The sequence below is a fragment of the Streptomyces paludis genome, assembly GCF_003344965.1.
Taxonomy (GTDB): domain Bacteria; phylum Actinomycetota; class Actinomycetes; order Streptomycetales; family Streptomycetaceae; genus Streptomyces; species Streptomyces paludis.
This window is the reverse complement of record NZ_CP031194.1, coordinates 4,988,715-5,005,900: the sequence shown is the minus strand read 5'-3', so window position 1 is coordinate 5,005,900 and position 17,186 is coordinate 4,988,715. Positions and strand designations below refer to the sequence as shown.

The following is a 17,186-nucleotide window of genomic DNA, read 5'->3' as shown; positions in this document are numbered from 1 at the left end:
GACAGGCCCGGCCGGTGGATTGAGTAAGCGGACCGGCACACAGCGTAGTTGACGCAAGGTTGTGCCGTACGGCCAAAAACACCAAACCACCCGAAGGCGTCCACCTGTCCGCCCGAAACGTTCCCCGAGGGTTCGCTTTCCGCTCGCATGCCGCACACTGGTGTCCCGTGACCGCTCCCACCACGCCGGCCCGCGTCGTTCTCCTCGCGGGCCCCTCCGGCTCCGGAAAATCCTCCCTCGCCGCCCGCACCGGCCTGCCCGTGCTGCGACTTGACGACTTCTACAAGGAGGGCGACGACCCGACGCTGCCGCTGGTGCCGGAGAGCACGGACATCGACTGGGACTCGGTCCGTTCGTGGGACGCGGACGCCGCCGTCGCCGCGGTCGTGGAGCTGTGCCGTACGGGACGGACGACCGTCCCCGTCTACGCCATCGCCACCAGCTCCCGCGTGGACACGGAGGCCCTCGACATCGGCCGCACCCCGCTCTTCCTCGCGGAGGGGATCTTCGCCGCCGACATCGTGGCCCGCTGCCAGGAGCTGGGCGTCCTCGCCGACGCGCTCTGTCTGCGCGGCCGGCCGTCCACCACGTTCCGGCGGCGGCTGATGCGCGATCTGCGCGAGGGCCGCAAGTCGGTGCCGTTCCTGCTGCGGCGCGGCTGGCGGCTGATGCGCGCGGAGCGCGCGATCGTCGGCCGGCAGACGGCCCTCGGGGCGCACCCGTGCGACAAGGCGGAGGCGTTCGGCCGTATCGCGACCGCGGCGGCGGGCCCGGCGGTCCGGCAGCGTACGCCGCAGACAGCGAAGACGACCGAAGCAGTGGAAGCGGCGCAGACCGCCGCAGAGGCGGAAGCCGGCGCCACCCACTGAACGCAGAGAAGCGGGACCCTACAGGCCCCCCGGCCCGTACAGTCCCGCTTCCTTCCCGCTTCCCCGCGTTCCCCCTTGCTCCCGCCGCTCCCCCCGAAGCCGACGGGCCCCGCATTCCCCGCTTCCCCCGATTTTCCCCCTGGTCCCCCGGTTTCCCGGTCCCCCCGGTTTCCCCCTACTGCCCTCAGGCGACCAGCTCGCCGAAGGACTCTTCCTCGTCACGGCCGAAGCTGAGGACGTTGTCCTCGCGCATCCGGCGGAGCGACCGCCAGATGCTCGACTTCACCGTGCCGACACTGATGTCGAGGATTTCCGCGATCTCCGGATCCGTGCGGCCCTCGTAGTAGCGCAGCACCAGCATCGTGCGCTGCAACTCGGGCAGGTGCGAGAGCGCCTGCCAGAGCACCGCGCGCAGCTCCGTGCCGCGCATCGCGTCGGTGTCGCCCGCCGTCTCCGGCAGCTCCTCCGTCGGGTACTCGTTGAGCTTGCGCCTGCGCCACGCGCTGATGTGCAGATTGGTCATCGTGCGGCGGAGATAGCCGCCGACCGCCGCCTTGTCGCTGATCCTGTCCCACGCCCGGTACGTCGAGAAGAGGGCGCTCTGAAGCAGGTCCTCGGCCTCGAACCGGTCGCCGGTCAGGTGGTAGGCGGTCGCGTAGAGGGAGGCGCGGCGCTCCTGGACGTAGGCGGTGAAGGCGGCTTCGGCGTCCCCCGACACCTCAGCCACCCCAGCCGCCCCCGGCACACCGGCCGGTCCCGACGCACCGGACACACCGGACGCCCCCGCGTCCGCCGTGTTCGTCCGGAGCGTCCGCTCCTCCGTGGTCGCGTCAACCACCGTCATGTACGACGGCTTGTGCTGACGCCCGGTGCCGCGAACGCACCCCCGCCCGTTCACGGCACCGGACTTCTCGGCGCTCCTCATGACGTCGTGCAGACGCGTGACCAGTACCGGTCCGGTGGTCGTGCCGTGCGGTGCGTTCATCCCGCGCCCCCCGTCGTTTGGAGTTGCTTCGTTCCGTGTGCCAATGAGCTTGCCGGGGCAGTTTCATGGCCCTGTCCGTCGACTGTCACAGCCCTGTCACAGGGGACTTCGGCTTCCGGGCGGAAAGTACGGAGTGCGCGGGAACCTCCGTGGGCGGGCTCCGGCAGTCGTACTACGGCCCCCCATGAGACAGAATGCTCCTCGTGCCTTTCCTGTTGCTGATCGAGGACGACGACGCCATCCGCACGGCCCTCGAACTCTCGCTGTCACGCCAGGGCCACCGAGTGGCCACCGCGGCGACGGGAGAGGACGGCCTGAAACTGCTGCGTGAGCAGCGGCCGGATCTGATCGTGCTGGATGTGATGCTGCCCGGGATCGACGGCTTCGAGGTGTGCCGGCGGATCCGGCGTACCGACCAGCTGCCGATCATCCTGCTGACCGCGCGCAACGACGACATCGATGTGGTCGTGGGCCTGGAGTCCGGCGCCGACGACTACGTGGTGAAGCCGGTGCAGGGCCGGGTGCTGGACGCCAGGATCCGCGCGGTGCTGCGGCGCGGCGAGCGGGAGTCCACGGACTCCGCGACGTTCGGCAGCCTGGTGATCGACCGGTCCGCGATGACGGTCACCAAGAACGGCGAGGACATGCAGCTCACACCGACCGAGCTGCGGCTGCTGCTGGAGCTGAGCCGCCGCCCCGGCCAGGCGCTGTCCCGGCAGCAGCTGCTGCGGCTGGTGTGGGAGCACGACTACCTGGGCGACTCGCGGCTGGTGGACGCCTGTGTGCAGCGGCTGCGCGCGAAGGTCGAGGACGTGCCGTCCTCGCCGACCCTGATCCGTACGGTACGGGGAGTGGGCTACCGGCTGGACACGCCTTCGTGAGCGATAAGCCCCTGAACAACGGACCGCACGACGAAGCGCGCGACACGGAGCGTGGCGACCCGGCACATGACACCGCGCGTACGGAGAAGAGCCGCCGGGGCCTGCGCAGGGCCGTCCTGTCGGGGCTGCGCTGGAGCAGTCTGCGGCTGCGTCTCATCGTCGTCTTCGGCGCCGTCGCGCTGACCGCCGCCGTCTCCTCCTCCGGTATCGCGTACTGGCTGAACCGCGAGGCCGTGCTGACCCGTACCCAGGAGTCCGCCCTCAAGGACTTCAAGCAGGAGATGCAGAACCGTGCCGCCGAACTGCCCCTGCGGCCCAGCGAGTCCGACCTCCAGACCACGGCCGAGCAGATGGCGGGCGACAACGCCGGTTACTGCGTGCTGCTGATAGGCGAGCGGGACCGGGGCAAGCCGATCGTCGGCGCCTCCGATCCCGACCGGTTCACGCTCGACGACGTACCGCAGTCGCTCCAGGACGCGGTGAACAGCCGGCAGCAGGTCACCGCGGCCAACAAGCACCCGTACCACGTCTTCTGGCAGCGCACCGAGCGCGGTGACACCCCCTATCTGGTGGGCGGTACGCGGGTGATCGGGGGCGGGCCGACCGGTTATCTCTTCAAGTCGCTCGACCAGGAGCGCGCGGACCTCAACTCGCTCGCCTGGTCGCTGGGGATCGCCGCCGCCCTCGCGCTGATCGGCTCGGCGCTGCTCGCGCAGGCCGCGGCCACGACCGTACTGAAGCCCGTGCAGCGCCTCGGCGAGGCGGCGAGGCAGCTCGGCGAGGGCGAGTTCGACACCCGGCTGCGGGTGTCGGGGACGGATGAACTGGCCGAACTCTCGCGGACGTTCAACAACGCGGCCGAGTCGCTCCAGAAGAAGGTCGAGGACATGAGCGCGCGGGAGGAGTCCAGCCGCCGCTTCGTCGCGGACATGTCGCACGAGCTGCGTACCCCGCTGACGGCGCTCACCGCCGTGACGGAGGTGCTGGAGGACGAGGCGGACAGCCTGGATCCGATGATCGCGCCCGCGGTGACGCTGGTGGTGAGCGAGACCCGGCGGCTCAATGTGCTGGTGGAGAATCTGATGGAGGTCACCCGCTTCGACGCGGGTACGGCCCGGCTCGTCCTGGACGATGTCGATGTGGCCGACCAGCTCACGGCGTGCATCGACGCGCGTGCCTGGCTGGACGCGGTGGATCTGGACGCCGAGCGCGGCATCATGGCGCGGCTCGATCCGCGCCGGCTCGATGTGATCATGGCGAATCTGATCGGGAACGCGCTCAAGCACGGCGGTTCGCCGGTCCGGGTGGCGGTCCGTACGGAGGGCGACGAGCTGATCATCGAGGTACGGGACCACGGCCCCGGTATCCCGGAGGAGGTGCTGCCGCACGTCTTCGACCGCTTCTACAAGGCGAGCGCCTCCCGGCCGCGTTCCGAGGGCAGCGGGCTGGGGCTGTCGATCGCGATGGAGAACGCGCATATCCACGGCGGTGACATCAGCGCGGCCAATGTGCCGGACGGCGGCGCGATGTTCGTCCTGCGGCTGCCGCGCGACGGCCGGCCGGAGGACGCGGAGGAACCGAACGCTCCCGGGGAAGGGGGCGACGCGTCATGACGTACCGAAACCGGAGTCGGGGACAGAACCGCTGCGAGAACCGGGCGGGGCGGACGGCGCCGGGCGTCGTGCTCGCGCTCGCCGTGCTCTCCGTGCTGGCCTCGGGGTGCGGGATCAGGACCACCTCCATACCGGTGGACGCGGGCGCCGCGCCCTCGCGGATGCCGTGCGCCATCGCCGGCAAGAACGTCATCACCCAGACGGAACCCGGCGTTCCGGTGCGGATCTATCTCCTCTGCGCCTCGGGGCTCTCCTCCGTGGAGCGGGCCGCCCGGATCGTCAAGGGCACCTCGCCGGGCAACCGGGTGGAGATCGCCCAGGGGCTGGTGGACGAGCTGCTCGCCGAGCCCTCGTCCGCCGAGCGGGAGGCGGGCTTCACCACCTCCGTACGCGGACCGCTGGTTGTCTCCGGGGCCCGTAAGGGGGACCCCGAGGGGACGCTGCGGATCAGCCGGCAGCCGGAGGACCTGCCGACGGCGGCGCTCGCGCAGATCGTCTGCACACTGGCGGAGAGCGAGTCCAGCGAGTCCACGGACGGCCGGGTGGTCCTGGGCGGGCCGGGCGACTATCCGGCGCGCGGGTACGAGTGCGGTCCCGAGACCAAGCGGACCCCGTACGCGGAGGTGCCGACCGTCGACCCGAACGTCGCCGCGCCGAGCCCGGTCGCCCCGGCCGCCTCTTCCGCCGCGTCGCCGGAGTCCCCGTAGGACCCGTAGGACCCGGAGTCCGCGAAGTCCCGGTAGGACCCGTGGCCCCCGGAGCCTGTACCGCCATCCGGGTGACTCGCGTCTCATGAACGTCTTCTTACGCCGTCGGCGGAACCGATCGCTCACGGCGTGGCGTCTTGGGGAGCGTGCGTCAAGGTCCGGACGGCAGCGCCGTCATCCGCTTCCGTAAGGCGGGGTGCGTTCTCCTCCTCCTGCATCTCCTGCTGGTGGGCTGGCTGACGCTCCGCCCGCTGGACGCTCTGTGGGTGCACGCGGCCAATCTGACGCCGTTCGCGGGCATCGAGGCCAGCCTGGCGCTGGGGCCCCTGGAGGCCACGCGCCGGATCGGCGGAAGCCTGCTGCTGCTGGCGCCGCTCGGGGCGCTGCTCCCGATGGCGGACGGCCGGCTCACCGTCTCCTACTGGGCCTCGCTGGCCCGTACGGCCACGGCCGGCGCGCTGATCTCGCTCGGGATCGAGCTGATCCAGACGGTGGTGCCGGGGCGGGTGGTCGATGTCGACTCGCTCATGCTGAACACGGCCGGTGTGGCGCTGGTCCATGTGGCGCTGGTGCCCGCGGGCCGCTCCTGGCTGCGCCGGGGACAGCCGCGCCGTACCGTACGCGGCCGGGGACGGCGCCTGGAGGGCGGCCCGGGCTCGGCGGGCGGCGGCTCCCGGCGGATGTTCCGGGAGGTGTCCAGGGTCCGCGAGGCGGCCCGGATGCGCGAGGCGTCGCGGGCTCGCGAGGCTTCGCGGGTGCGTGAGGCGTCCCGGGTGCGTGAGCTGTCCAGGGTCCGTGAGGGTTCCCGGGATGACATCCCTCAGGGGGCCACCCCGACGATTCCCAGGGTCGGGATCGCCCCGTAGAGCGATGCTTCGTCCCCGTTGTGGGCGGACCATGGAGACATCGGGAGCGCATACGAAGAAGCGGCTCCCTCGACGGTCTCGCGAAGGAGCCCACCATGTCCGGACTGGTCCGCCCGCGTGAGGGACGCATGATCGGCGGGGTGTGCGCCGCGCTGGCACGGCGCTTCGGCATCTCCGCGAACACGATGCGGCTGATTTTCGTGGTCTCGTGTCTGCTGCCGGGACCGCAGTTCCTGGTCTATCTGGCGCTGTGGGTGCTGCTGCCCGGCGAGAAGAAGTCGTCCGCGACCGCCTGGTAGCCGACGCGCCGCACAGCACAAACCCGCACCACCGGGCGGGGTGGTGCGGGGCGCGTCTGAGCGTGCGGTACGGCGCGTACGGCCGGGGGCGCGTACGGCCGGGTCAGCCCAGCGGGATGCCGTTGAGGCCGTTCCCGGTCAGGCCGCCGATGGGGAGCCCGCCGAGGAGACCGCTGAGCGGGTCGGCGGCCTTGGCGGCCTTGGGCGCGGCCTTCTGGCCGGCCTTCTGGACCTGCTGCGCCTGCTGCGGCGCGGTCTTCTTGACCGTGTCGAGCGCGGCGCGGCCCGTGGTGACGACCTCGGAGGCGGGCGCCGGGAGCTTCTCGGCGACGGCCTCCAGCGGCAGGGTCTCCGTGACGACACCGAGGGTGTCCAGCGCCCCGCCGACATCGGGGAGGGCGGGCGCGGCGGAGGCACTGCCCGCGGCGGCGACGGCGAAGGCGGCGCCGAGGGCGGCGGCACCGATGGTCTTGACGGCGGACTGCTTCATCTGGGTTTTCGTCCTTGCGGAGGTGGGAATGTGGGCGGCTCCGCAAGTTAGCCAGACGCGGGCGGTGCCCGCAAACACCCGGAAGCGGCCGGGATTCCGTGTCCCGAGCCGCTTCCCGATTTATGTGATGAGCCCATTCAGCGGGCGTATGTGCTGGTCAACGCCCTTTACTTGAACAGCCATTCGGACTTCAGCTCCGCATAACCGGGCTTGATCACGTCATTGATCATGGCCAGTCTTTCATCGAAAGGAATGAAAGCTGATTTCATCGCATTGACTGTGAACCACTGCATGTCGTCGAGCGTGTAAGCGAACGCGTCGACCAGCAGCTCGAATTCCCGGCTCATGCTCGTGCCGCTCATCAGCCGGTTGTCCGTGTTGACGGTGGCGCGGAAGTGGAGCTTGCGGAGCAGCCCGATGGGGTGTTCCGCGATCGAGGCGGCGGCGCCGGTCTGGAGGTTGGAGCTGGGGCACAGCTCCAACGGGACCCGCTTGTCCCGTACGTACGCGGCGAGCCGGCCCAGCTCCACCGAACCGTCCTCGGCGACCTCGATGTCGTCGATGATCCGCACACCGTGGCCGAGCCGGTCGGCGCCGCACCACTGGAGCGCCTGCCAGATCGACGGCAGTCCGAACGCCTCGCCGGCGTGGATGGTGAAGTGGTTGTTCTCGCGCTTCAGATACTCGAACGCGTCGAGGTGACGGGTGGGCGGGAAGCCCGCCTCCGCGCCCGCGATGTCGAAGCCGACGACGCCCGAGTCCCGGTAGCTGTTGGCGAGTTCGGCGATCTCCAGCGCGCGGGCCGCGTGCCGCATCGCGGTGAGCAGGGCGCCGACCCTGATCCGGTTGCCGTCGGCGCGGGCGCGCCGCTCGCCCTCGCGGAAGCCCTCGTTGACGGCCTCGACGACCTCCTGGAGGGTGAGCCCCGACTCCAGGTGCTGCTCGGGCGCGTACCGCACCTCCGCGTAGACCACACCGTCGGCCGCGAGGTCCTCGGCGCACTCGGCGGCGACCCGGAAGAGCGCGTCACGGGTCTGCATGACGGCGCAGGTGTGGGCGAAGGTCTCCAGATAGCGCTCCAGCGAGCCGGAGTCGGCCGCCTCCCGGAACCAGAGGCCGAGCTTGTCGGACTCCTGCTCCGGCAGGGCCTCGTAACCGGCCTCGCGGGCGAGTTCGATGATCGTGCCGGGCCGCAGACCGCCGTCGAGGTGGTCGTGGAGAAGGACCTTGGGGGCGCGGCCGATCTGGTCGGCGGTGGGTGGGCGGTATGTCTGGCTCGTCATCCCAGCACTGTAACGCCTCTCCCCCTACGCGCGTAGAGTACGACCGGGCGATACGTAACAGTGACCGCGCGTACGGGTGGAGTACACCTGCCCTTCTGAGACTCTTCTGCTATGGGACAGCTGGGGGAAGCACACGTTCGTGATGCCGCGCCGCGAACGAGGGGCCCGAGGCTGGCCCGCGCGGTCGCCGCGCCGCCGGAGGGCACGGCGGTCGGCGGCGTGGTGCTGGTGCTCCCCGGGGGCGGGCCGGCACCGGGAGACACCGGGCTGCCACTGTCGCCGCTCCCGTATCTGCGGTCGTACGCGCGCTACGCGCGAATGCGGCCCCTGGCACGGTCGCTGGCGGCGGCGGGCGCGGCCGAGGGGCTGGTGGTGCATGTGGTGCGCTACGGGCGGCCAACGGGAGGGACCGGCCCCGATGCCCCGCATGTGACGGACGCCGTCCCGCACGTGGCGGATGCCGAGTGGGCGGTGAACGAGGTCGTACGCCGGTACGGGGACGTTCCCGTCTGTCTGGCCGGCCATGGCACGGGCGGCCGGGCGGCGCTGCGCGCGGCGGGCCATCAGGCGGTCAACTCCGTACTGGCGATGGCGCCTTGTCTGCCGGCCGCCGAGGACCGTCAGGACGCCGAGCCGGTACGGCAGTTGGTGGGGCGGCAGGTGCTCATCATGCACGGCACGAACGACGCGCACACCGACCCCCGGCTCTCCTTCCGGCTGGCCGAGCGCGCCAAGAAGGCGAACCGCGACACCTGCCGCTTCGAGGTCCACTCCGACGGCCACGCGCTGCGCCAGCACCACGCCGAAGTCCTCGCGCTGGCCTCGGACTTCATGCTGGGCGCGCTGCTGTCGCGTACGTACTCCCGGCCGGTCGCCGACGCACTGGCGGCGCCGCCGCCACTGGGGCTGCGGATGCCCCTGGCGGCGGGCTTCGGGCGCTCACTGCGACCGTGACCGGGCTGCGACCGTATCCGGGCTACGGCCGTGAGCGGGGTCTCGCGAAGCCTCCATGACGGCTACCGCTCCTCGGCGGAGGGCCGTCGCACCTCGAAGTGGAAGCATCCGTACTCCAGTGCCCGGACGTGCACGAGCACCACGTCCGGGTCGCTGAACGCCTCGTCGAAGGCGGCGTCGAAGCCGGCCGTCGCGTCGGCCGGAATCTCCAGCAGGCGGCCACCAGTGATATGCCCCCGGGCGTCATAGCGGCGCACGGTACGCAGCGCGCCCGGCCGGTCGAACGGGTACTCCTCGCCCGGAGTGAACCCGCCGCAGTCATCGGCGTGGATGAAGACGGGACCCTGTTCGTCGTAGGCGCCCGGAAGCGCGCCCTCCGCGGCGGCCCAGCGCCGCAACGGGGCGTACGAGACAAGGGCGATACGCTCGCCGAGCCCGATGGGGCGCAGGCAGCAGCGCAGCGGGGAGCCCTCGTCGTCGTGGGTGGCGACGTACGGGACGCGGAGACGGCCCGCGTCGTCGGCGACCCGCAGTTCCTTGAGGGCGGCAGCGTCAACGGGGAGCACGGTGTACTTGGTCATGCGCCCATGCTGGCTCGGCGCACGTGTGTCCGCTGGCAGGAAACCGACGTCACGTTGGCGCGCGTGCCCGCGGATCCCCTCTCCTTGGAACCGGCCATCTAGCCGAGCAGCTGGCCCCTCCGCGAGAGCAGGAAGCGCTTGAAGGCGGCCACCGGTGGGGTGTCCGGGTGGCCGTCCAGCCAGGCCACCCCGATCTCGCGGACCGCGCGCGGCGCCGTCACCGTCAGCTCGACCACGCCGGGCCGCGCCACGGCGGGCGGGGGCAGCAGGGCCACGCCCAGACCCGCCGCGACCAGCCCGCGCAGGGTCTCGGCCTCCTCGCCCTCGAAGGCCACGCGCGGGCGGAAGCCCGCCTCCGCGCAGAGGTCGTCGGTGATACGGCGCAGCCCGTAACCCGGTTCGAGCGTGACGAACGTTTCGTCGGCGGCCTCGGCGAGGCGTACGCGCCGGCGGCCGGCGAGCCGGTGGTCGTCGGGGACGACGAGCCGCAGCCGCTGCTCGTCCAGCCGGCGGGCGACGAGGTCGGGGGCGTCCGGCACCGGTGAGGTGAGGCAGAGGTCGAGATCGCCCGCGCGCAGCCGCTCGATCATCGCCTCGCCGTAGTTCTGCACGAGCTGGAACCGCACACGCGGATGGTCGGCGCGGAACGTCCTGATCAGGCCCGGTACGGTCTCGGAGCCGAGGGTGTGCAGAAACCCGAAGGCGACCTTCCCCGACGCCGGGTCCGCGTCGGCCCGTACCGACTCGGCGGCCCGCTCCACCTCGGCGAGGGCGCGTTCGACGGAGGTGAGGAAGGTGCGTCCGGCGGGGGTCAGCGAGACCGTACGGCCGCGGCGGGCGAACAGGGCGACGCCCAGATCCTGTTCGAGCCGGACCATCGCGCGGGAGAGCGTGGACTGCGGGACGCCCATCTCCTGCGCGGCCCGGGTGACGTGCTCGTGGCGGGCCACCCCGGCGAAGTACGCGAGGCGGGGGGCGAGGACGGCGGCGGCGCCGTGCTCTGTGTGATCCATGTCGTGTTCGTAACTGTTCCATGACACGCGCGGCTGTGACCTCGGCTCATGCACCATGGGAACGATTATCGCCATTCCGTGCATTGGACGCATGAACCGGCGGTGTTTACGTTCGAAGCATGCCTTCAGTCAGTACCGGGGCACCCGTCACCACGGGTGCCTCCGCCGCGCAGTTCCCCGCCACCTCCGAGTCCGTCGTCGACACGCGCCTCGCGCCCGGCCGCCCCGGCTACCGCCGGACGAGCTTCGCGCTCTTCGCCGCCGGGGTCGCGACCTTCGCCCTCCTCTACTCCACGCAGGCGCTGCTGCCCGCGATATCCGCCGGCTTCGGTGTGACGGCGGGCCGCGCCAGTTGGACGGTCTCGGCTGCGACGGGCGCGCTGGCACTGTTCGTACTGCCGCTGAGCGCGCTGTCCGAGCGGTTCGGCCGGCGCACGATGATGACCGCGTCGCTGGCGGTCGCGGTGGCGGTGGGCCTGCTGGTGCCGTTCGCGCCGAGCATCGAGTGGCTGGTGGCGCTGCGCGCGCTCCAGGGCGCGGCGCTCGCCGGGGTTCCGGCGTCGGCGATGGCGTATCTGGCGGAGGAGGTACGGCCGAAGGCGCTGATCGCGGCGATCGGGCTGTTCGTCGCGGGCAACAGCGTCGGCGGGATGAGCGGCCGGGTCGTCGCGGGCTGGGTCGCCCAGCTGTGGGGCTGGCGCGCGGCGCTGGGTGCGGTCGGGCTGCTGGCAGTCGGGTGCGCGGTGGTCTTCCGGCTGCTGCTGCCGAAGGCGCGCCACTTCACACCGCGTTCGCTGAGCCCGCGCGCGCTGGCGCGGACGGTCGGCGGCCATCTCTCCGATCCGCTGCTGCGCCGGCTGTACGCGATCGGCGGGCTGTTCATGGTGGTGTTCGGCGCGGTGTACACGGCGCTCGGCTACCGGCTGGTGGAGGCGCCGTTCAATCTGCCGCAGGGCGTGATCGGTTCGATCTTCCTGGTCTATCTGGTCGGTACGGTCTCCTCGGCGGCGGCCGGCCGGCTGGTCGCGAGGCTGGGCCGGCGCGGCGCGCTGTATCTGGCGGTGAGCACGACGGCCGCCGGGCTGCTGCTGTCGCTGGCGGACACGCTGGTGGCCGTCCTGCTCGGGCTGGTGCTGATCACGGCGGGCTTCTTCGCGGGCCACGCGGTCGCGTCCGCGGCGGTGAGCCGTACGGCCACGACGGGCCGCGCGCAGGCGTCGGCGCTCTACCAGTCGGCGTACTACCTGGGCAGCAGCGCGGGCGGCACGCTGGGCGCGGTCGCGTTCCACGCGGGCGGCTGGAGCGCGACGGTGTCGCTGGGGCTGCTGGCGGGGGCCGGCGTCGTATCGGTCACGCTGTACGGGACGCACGCGGCGCGCGGCGAGAGGCGGCGGCAGGCGCTGTCGGCGAAGGCGGCGTGATCGTTTTCGTACGGGCGCGTGATCGTCTCCGTACGGTCGCGTGATCGTTTTCGCCGGTCGCGTGATCGTCTCCGTACCGCCGGGAAATAAACCGCCCCCAACGCGCAACTACGCACCCGCCCCGGTCGTCTACCACCCAAGACAGGCCACACATATGGCCATATTGGATGTTGCTTGGAGGGGGACGGGGCGGATGGGGACGGGGCGGATGGGACACATATCGCGCGGTGGGACCGTGGCGGCCGGAATCGCGGCGCTGGTGGTGCCCCTGACCGTGGTCGGGCTCGGCGCGACGCCCGCGGCGGCGGCGTCGGCCTGTACGGCGGGGGTCGGCCCGTACCAGAAGCAGGTGGAGAAGTTCCTCGGCCGGCCGGTGGACGGCAAGCAGTCCACGGCGGACTGCACGGCCATCCGCGGCTTCCAGTCGAAGCACGGCATCACACCGACCGCGGGCTACGCGGGCCCGGTGACCTGGGGCGTGATGGACCTCATGAACCAGCAGAAGGCCGCGGGCAAGGACCCGAACAAGGCCGGCAAGTGCCCCACGAACAAGGGGCGTATCGCGTGCGTCGACCTGACCCGGCAGCTGAGCTGGATCCAGGACGGCAAGAAGCTGGCGTACGGCCCGGTGCCGGTGCGGACGGGCCGCAAGGGGTACGCGACGCGGACCGGGCTGAAGAAGGTCTACTGGCGGAACAAGGACCACGTCTCGACGATCTACAACGTCCCGATGCCGTACAGCCAGTTCTTCGACGGCGGGCAGGCGTTCCACTCGGTGAAGCTGAGCATGTGGAACCCGCCGGGCTCGCACGGCTGCGTGAACATGACGACGGCGGACGCGAAGAAGTACTGGTCGATGCTGAAGACGGGCACCGCGGTGTACGTGTACGGGCGGAAGCCCGGCACCTGAGGCGGCCAGGGGCGGTGATTCAGCCGGGCCCCTCGACTCCGCCGGCTCCGCCGACTCCGCCGACTCCGCCGGGCGGAATACTCTGCTGACATGAGCGAAAGAGGAATGCAGGAACTGGCGCTGCTCCTGCTGACGGCGCTGGCGAACGCGCCCCGGCACGGATACGCCATCGCCCAGGAGGTCAAGGCCATCAGCGAGGGCCGGGTGGTGCCGCGTACCGGGGCGCTGTACGGGGCGCTGGACCGGCTGCTGGCCGAGGGGCTGATCCAGGTCGAGCGCGAGGAGATCGTGAACGGCCGGGCGCGCCGGGTCTTCGCCCTCGCGCCCGCCGGCCGGGAGCGGCTGGAGGCCGAGGCGGAGCGGCTGGCGGCGACGGCGCGGGAGGTCAGGCGGCGGCTCGGCGCGGAGGGATCGGCGGCGCCGGCGTGAGCGGGAGGACGGGAGCCGACCGGACCGGCCACCTCGATCCGCTGCTCGATCCACTGCTCGACCCGCCGAGCGACCCGCCGCGCGACCCGCTGTGGAGGCTGTACCCGGCCGCGTACCGGGCCGCCCACGGCCGCGAAATCGTCGATGTGCACCGGGAGTTGACGGCCGACCTGCCGCGTGCCGCCCGGCTGCGCGCGGACGCCGATCTGGCCGCGCACGCCGTCCGGGTCCGGCTGCGCCTCGACTCGGCCTCGCCCGCCGGGCGCTTTCTCGGCCTGGCGGCGCCTTTCGCGCTGGCGGCCGGCGCGGTGGACTGCGGGCTGCGCCTGGCGAGGTGGTACGAGTCGCTCGTCCGCTCGCCCGCGCCCGCGTGGATCCAGCTCTCCGCGGCCACGGAGGGTGTCTGGGCCCTGTACATGCTGCTGTCCGCGCTGGTCTGCGTCGGCGCGGTCGTCGCGCTGACCGGCCGGTGGCCGCTGGGCGCGGGCCTGGCCGTGTGCGGCTCGCTGGGCACGGCCGCCCTGTGGTCCGTCTCCGCCCCCGCGCACAGCGAACAGGTGGCCACTCCGGTCGCGGCGCTGCTGACCGTCGCCGTGGTCCTCGCCTGCCCGCCGGACCTGCGCGGGGACCGGGGGCTGTCGGCGGCGGCCGGGGCGATGGCGGCCGTGGCGTGGTTCCCGGTGGTGGCCGTACACACCGGCGCCTTCGTCGTGACCACGGACTACGGCGCCTGGCCGCTGCTGGTCCTGGCCGTGACGGGCGTGGCGCTCGCCGTGCGCGCGGGTTCGCCGGGTGTACGGGAGGCGGGCGCGATGGCCGTGGCTTCGCCGCCGCTCGTCGCGTACGCCTATGCGGACGCCTGGGGTGAACTCCTGCCGGTTCTCGGCATCGTGGTCCCGCTGCTGGCGGGCGTGGCGGTGCTGGCCGCGTCCGTGCGGGCGGTGCGCGGCAGGCGCTGAGGCGGAAGGGAAGCGGAAGAGGAAGCGGAGGTTGCGATAGTCCGTCAAGATGAATACTCTCTCGAATGGCCTATCGAGCCCTGTCGCATGCCCGTGCCGAATGCCCTGTCGACCCGTTCCACCGGAAGATCACCGAGTTGCCCTTCACCCTGTCCCATCCCGCCGCGGTACTGCCGTTCCTGCGCCCGCCGTTCGTACCGGCCGCGCTGGTCGCGGGCGCCATCGCACCCGACGCCCCGTACTTCCTGGGCGTTCTCGGCGTGTCGTCGACCAGCGCCGAGGACTGGTACGGGCCGCTCCTCAACGCCACGGAGACCCACTCCTTCGTCGTCGGCCCGCTCGTCGGCCTGCCCTTCACCCTCGCGCTGGTCGCGGCGTACCGGATGCTCCGCGCACCGGTCACAGCGCTGCTCCCGGCCGGCCTCCGCCTGCCGACGCCGACGCCGACTCCGAAGCCCGATCCGGTGCCGGGCGGCCGGGCGAGGGCGAGGGCGGGGTATGCGCTGTGGCTGCTGATCTCCGCGGTCATCGGCATCGTCACCCACCTGGTGTGGGACTCCTTCACCCACGGCGACGGCTTCGTGGTCACCCATGTGGCGCTGCTGCGCGCCGAGATGCCGGGCGGGCTGAGAGCCGCCCGCCTGCTCCAGTACGCGAGCACCGCCTTCGGCCTGGCAGCCATCGGCCTCCACCTGTGGCGCCGCACCCGCAACTGCCCAAGCACCCCCACGGCCCCGGGCACCCCCGCCACCCGCCTGAGCCCCGCGGCACGCTGGACCACGGTGGCCCTGCTCGTCGCATCCCCCGCACTGGGCGCCACCATCCACGCCCGCGCCGACTTCGACGCCTACCGCCACATAACGGAAGTCGACTACAGCCGCCCCACCACCATCAATCAAAACGACGGCACCAGCGAAACCACCTACCCCGAAAAACCCACCCTGGCCCCCTGGCCCACCGTCGCCGAAGGCGTCCTGACAGGCGCCACCAAACGAGCGGGCGCCGCCTTCACAGTCGCCCTACTGCTGTACGCCACCACCTGGCAACTGAGCACGCGCCTTCAGCGGGCGCGCCTCAGATCCTGAGCGGATCGCTCTCTCCCGCTTCGGAGCCGAAGGACCGATAACGCGCCGACGGCTTCGGTTCCGGGCGCTGGTCAGGCGGGCTGACGGAGTGCGTGGACCAGTGCGCGCGGGTCGTCGGCGTGGAAGCGGATGGTGTGTGTCTCCTCCGTGGCGCCGAGCGGGCGGGTGAAGGGAAGCGGCCGGTTCAGCTCCAGGGTCACCGAGGTCTGGCTGCCCACGATGAGGTCGAGGACCCCGTCCTCGGACAGGGTGACCAGACGGCCTTCGGGGTAGCGGCGGTCAATCCGGACCGAGGCGACCGCGTCCGGCGGTACGGCGAGGTCGAAGAGGGCTCCGTAGCGGATCCGGAGAGAGCCGTCGGGGCGTACGACGTGCGGCCGGGTGACGCAGGCGGCGTGCAGGGCCAGTACGAGAACGACGCCGTACAGGTCGAGCACCAGGACCACCCGGTGGACCGCCGGCCAGGGGATGAGGAGGGCCAGCCCCACTGTCTCGACGACCAGCACGAAGAGCAGCCCGTACATCATCCCGGTCTGGGGCCCGGTGTACGCGGCGGCCAGGTCCCCGGGGCGCACCCCGTGCGTGCCGCGCCGGACCCACCGCGCCAGGGAGGCGAGGGCGCGCAGCTCGTGGAGGACCAGGCGGCGGACCGACACCGGCACCGCCTCCCGTACGGCTGCCCGCCACGACGCCCGGCGGTCCGCGCCACGGGCGCGCGCGGCAACGTACAGGGAGCGCAGCACCCATGCCTCCAGCAGCAGCACCGCGAGCGCCAGCGCCTCGGCGCCCGCGAGCGCCCACCCTGGTGGCCGGACCCCGGCCACCAGGCAGGCCGCCAGGGCCAGTTCCCCCGGCAGTACGGCGGCCACCGCGACCCGCGCCACGCATACGCCCCGTCCGCCGCTCATCTCCGGCCCCGCCCCATGAACGCGTCCATGAGGCGGCCCACTACTTCCGCCTGCGCGGGCGCGTACTCGGCGAGCAGCGCCTCCTTGAACCCGGCCACGACCACCCCGTCCTCGGGGATCACGGCGAACACCTCGTCGGGGACGGCCGCCATGAGATCGGCCGCCAGGGGTGCGATCCGCGGATCGTCGGCGGGGGCTTCGGCGAGCGCGTCGAGGCGCTCGTACAGTTCGGCGACCGCGGGATCGGCGACCAGCGTGCCGAGCAGCGCGAAAATCTCCTGGGCACCGGGACCGGCGGTGTCGACCAGCGTGAGGTACGCGCGGTCCTTGACCGCGCTCGGCGAGTCCGTCCGGGGGGCCTGCGCCAGCAGGGCGGCAAGGCCGGGTGAGACGGGACCGCACACGCCGGGCGGCTCGGCGAGCAGGACACCGAGCCGACGCCGGCACTCCCGGATGCCCGCTTCCTGACGGGCCAGGTCGGCGTCGAGTTCCTTCAATATCTCGTTCAGTTCGCGCCCGGCATCGTCGGCGAGGGCGTCGCGCACCTCATCGAGGCCGAGGCCGAGTTCGGTGAGCCGGCGCACCCTGGCGAGCAGGACGGCGTCGCGCACGCTGTAGGCGCGGTAGCCGTTGGGGCGCCGCGCCGGTTCCGGGAGCAGTCCGACGTGGTGGTAGTGCCGGATCGCCCGGGTGGTGAGCCCCACGAGCGCGGCAATCTCTCCGATCCGCATCTCACCAGTAGAAACCCTGCCGTTGCGTCAAGGTCAAGGTCCGGCGATGCCGTCGGACGCGGAATGCCTCGGGCCAAGAGGATCACCACCGTAAACAACCACCGCAAACAGTCCCGGCGGCCCGGGATACCTGAGCCAATCCGCTGCGGCCGGACAGCACCTTCCGCGAGACTGGTCACGGACCGGATTCACGCGGGGCGAC

The 17,186-nt window shown here is 72.0% G+C and carries 19 protein-coding genes; 12 read left to right on the top strand and 7 right to left on the bottom strand.

Features of this window, described 5'->3' with window-relative positions:
- Nucleotides 1–167 precede the first annotated feature (167 nt).
- On the top strand, nt 168–869 hold the full coding sequence (locus tag DVK44_RS22215; protein ID WP_228447320.1) for an ATP-binding protein: 702 nt from the start codon (nt 168–170) through the stop codon (nt 867–869).
- Nucleotides 870–1,053: 184 nt separating this feature from the next.
- On the opposite strand, the gene DVK44_RS22210 is transcribed toward DVK44_RS22215, so the two are convergent.
- The gene (locus DVK44_RS22210) at nt 1,054–1,854 is read right to left on the bottom strand and encodes a SigE family RNA polymerase sigma factor (protein WP_114661242.1); all 801 of its coding nucleotides are present in this window, start codon (nt 1,852–1,854) and stop codon (nt 1,054–1,056) included.
- Between the two features lie 203 nt (nt 1,855–2,057).
- Between DVK44_RS22210 and afsQ1 the strand changes: the two genes are divergently transcribed.
- The 5 genes from afsQ1 (at nt 2,058) to DVK44_RS22185 (ending at nt 6,220) form a co-directional block, all read left to right on the top strand.
- Nucleotides 2,058–2,735 (top strand): two-component system response regulator AfsQ1, encoded by a 678-nt coding sequence (gene afsQ1 / locus DVK44_RS22205; RefSeq protein ID WP_181957661.1) that lies wholly within the window; start codon nt 2,058–2,060, stop codon nt 2,733–2,735.
- A gap of 101 nt (nt 2,736–2,836) precedes the next feature.
- Nucleotides 2,837–4,348 (top strand): sensor histidine kinase, encoded by a 1,512-nt coding sequence (locus DVK44_RS22200; protein WP_114665353.1) that lies wholly within the window; start codon nt 2,837–2,839, stop codon nt 4,346–4,348.
- Nucleotides 4,345–5,055 (top strand): hypothetical protein, encoded by a 711-nt coding sequence (locus DVK44_RS22195; RefSeq protein ID WP_228447319.1) that lies wholly within the window; start codon nt 4,345–4,347, stop codon nt 5,053–5,055. Before DVK44_RS22200 ends, DVK44_RS22195 begins: the two co-directional genes overlap by 4 nt.
- 146 nt (nt 5,056–5,201) lie before the next feature.
- On the top strand, nt 5,202–5,921 hold the full coding sequence (locus tag DVK44_RS37940; protein ID WP_114665354.1) for a VanZ family protein: 720 nt from the start codon (nt 5,202–5,204) through the stop codon (nt 5,919–5,921).
- A gap of 95 nt (nt 5,922–6,016) precedes the next feature.
- Nucleotides 6,017–6,220 carry a PspC domain-containing protein gene (locus DVK44_RS22185; protein WP_114661240.1) on the top strand — a complete coding sequence of 68 codons (204 nt, stop codon included), beginning with the start codon at nt 6,017–6,019 and terminating at the stop codon, nt 6,218–6,220.
- Nucleotides 6,221–6,323: 103 nt separating this feature from the next.
- On the opposite strand, the gene DVK44_RS22180 is transcribed toward DVK44_RS22185, so the two are convergent.
- Both DVK44_RS22180 and DVK44_RS22175 read right to left on the bottom strand, forming a co-directional pair.
- Nucleotides 6,324–6,710 carry an ATP-binding protein gene (locus DVK44_RS22180; RefSeq protein WP_114661239.1) on the bottom strand — a complete coding sequence of 129 codons (387 nt, stop codon included), beginning with the start codon at nt 6,708–6,710 and terminating at the stop codon, nt 6,324–6,326.
- A gap of 167 nt (nt 6,711–6,877) precedes the next feature.
- Nucleotides 6,878–7,993 carry an adenosine deaminase gene (locus tag DVK44_RS22175; RefSeq protein ID WP_114661238.1) on the bottom strand — a complete coding sequence of 372 codons (1,116 nt, stop codon included), beginning with the start codon at nt 7,991–7,993 and terminating at the stop codon, nt 6,878–6,880.
- Nucleotides 7,994–8,104: 111 nt separating this feature from the next.
- Here DVK44_RS22175 and DVK44_RS22170 point away from each other — a divergent pair, with 111 nt between their 5' ends.
- Nucleotides 8,105–8,947 (top strand): alpha/beta hydrolase, encoded by an 843-nt coding sequence (locus DVK44_RS22170; RefSeq protein WP_114661237.1) that lies wholly within the window; start codon nt 8,105–8,107, stop codon nt 8,945–8,947.
- Nucleotides 8,948–9,009: 62 nt separating this feature from the next.
- Here DVK44_RS22170 and DVK44_RS22165 read toward each other — a convergent pair whose 3' ends face one another.
- On the bottom strand, nt 9,010–9,528 hold the full coding sequence (locus DVK44_RS22165) for a DUF1203 domain-containing protein (RefSeq protein ID WP_114661236.1): 519 nt from the start codon (nt 9,526–9,528) through the stop codon (nt 9,010–9,012).
- Nucleotides 9,529–9,626: 98 nt separating this feature from the next.
- Entirely contained in the window at nt 9,627–10,598 is a 972-nt protein-coding gene (locus DVK44_RS22160) for a LysR family transcriptional regulator (protein ID WP_114661235.1), read from the bottom strand.
- Nucleotides 10,599–10,660: 62 nt separating this feature from the next.
- On the opposite strand from DVK44_RS22160, the gene DVK44_RS22155 reads away from it, so the two are divergent.
- The 5 genes from DVK44_RS22155 (at nt 10,661) to DVK44_RS22135 (ending at nt 15,345) form a co-directional block, all read left to right on the top strand.
- Nucleotides 10,661–11,962, top strand: coding sequence for an MFS transporter (locus DVK44_RS22155; RefSeq protein WP_114661234.1), 1,302 nt, complete (start codon nt 10,661–10,663; stop codon nt 11,960–11,962).
- Between the two features lie 208 nt (nt 11,963–12,170).
- Nucleotides 12,171–12,872, top strand: a complete 702-nt coding sequence (locus tag DVK44_RS22150) for a L,D-transpeptidase family protein (protein WP_114661233.1) — start codon at nt 12,171–12,173, stop codon at nt 12,870–12,872.
- A gap of 90 nt (nt 12,873–12,962) precedes the next feature.
- Complete coding sequence (locus DVK44_RS22145; RefSeq protein WP_114661232.1) at nt 12,963–13,301, top strand: PadR family transcriptional regulator; 339 nt, start codon at nt 12,963–12,965, stop codon at nt 13,299–13,301.
- Nucleotides 13,298–14,260 (top strand): hypothetical protein, encoded by a 963-nt coding sequence (locus DVK44_RS22140; protein WP_114661231.1) that lies wholly within the window; start codon nt 13,298–13,300, stop codon nt 14,258–14,260. The genes DVK44_RS22145 and DVK44_RS22140 overlap by 4 nt, the downstream gene beginning before the upstream one ends.
- 65 nt (nt 14,261–14,325) lie before the next feature.
- Nucleotides 14,326–15,345 carry a DUF4184 family protein gene (locus DVK44_RS22135; protein WP_114661230.1) on the top strand — a complete coding sequence of 340 codons (1,020 nt, stop codon included), beginning with the start codon at nt 14,326–14,328 and terminating at the stop codon, nt 15,343–15,345.
- Between the two features lie 71 nt (nt 15,346–15,416).
- On the opposite strand, the gene DVK44_RS22130 is transcribed toward DVK44_RS22135, so the two are convergent.
- Together DVK44_RS22130 and DVK44_RS22125 are read right to left on the bottom strand one after the other, a co-directional pair.
- Nucleotides 15,417–16,253 (bottom strand): hypothetical protein, encoded by an 837-nt coding sequence (locus DVK44_RS22130; RefSeq protein ID WP_181957501.1) that lies wholly within the window; start codon nt 16,251–16,253, stop codon nt 15,417–15,419.
- The gene (locus DVK44_RS22125) at nt 16,250–16,984 is read right to left on the bottom strand and encodes a MerR family transcriptional regulator (protein ID WP_114661228.1); all 735 of its coding nucleotides are present in this window, start codon (nt 16,982–16,984) and stop codon (nt 16,250–16,252) included. Before DVK44_RS22125 ends, DVK44_RS22130 begins: the two co-directional genes overlap by 4 nt.
- Between the last annotated feature and the right edge of the window lie 202 nt (nt 16,985–17,186).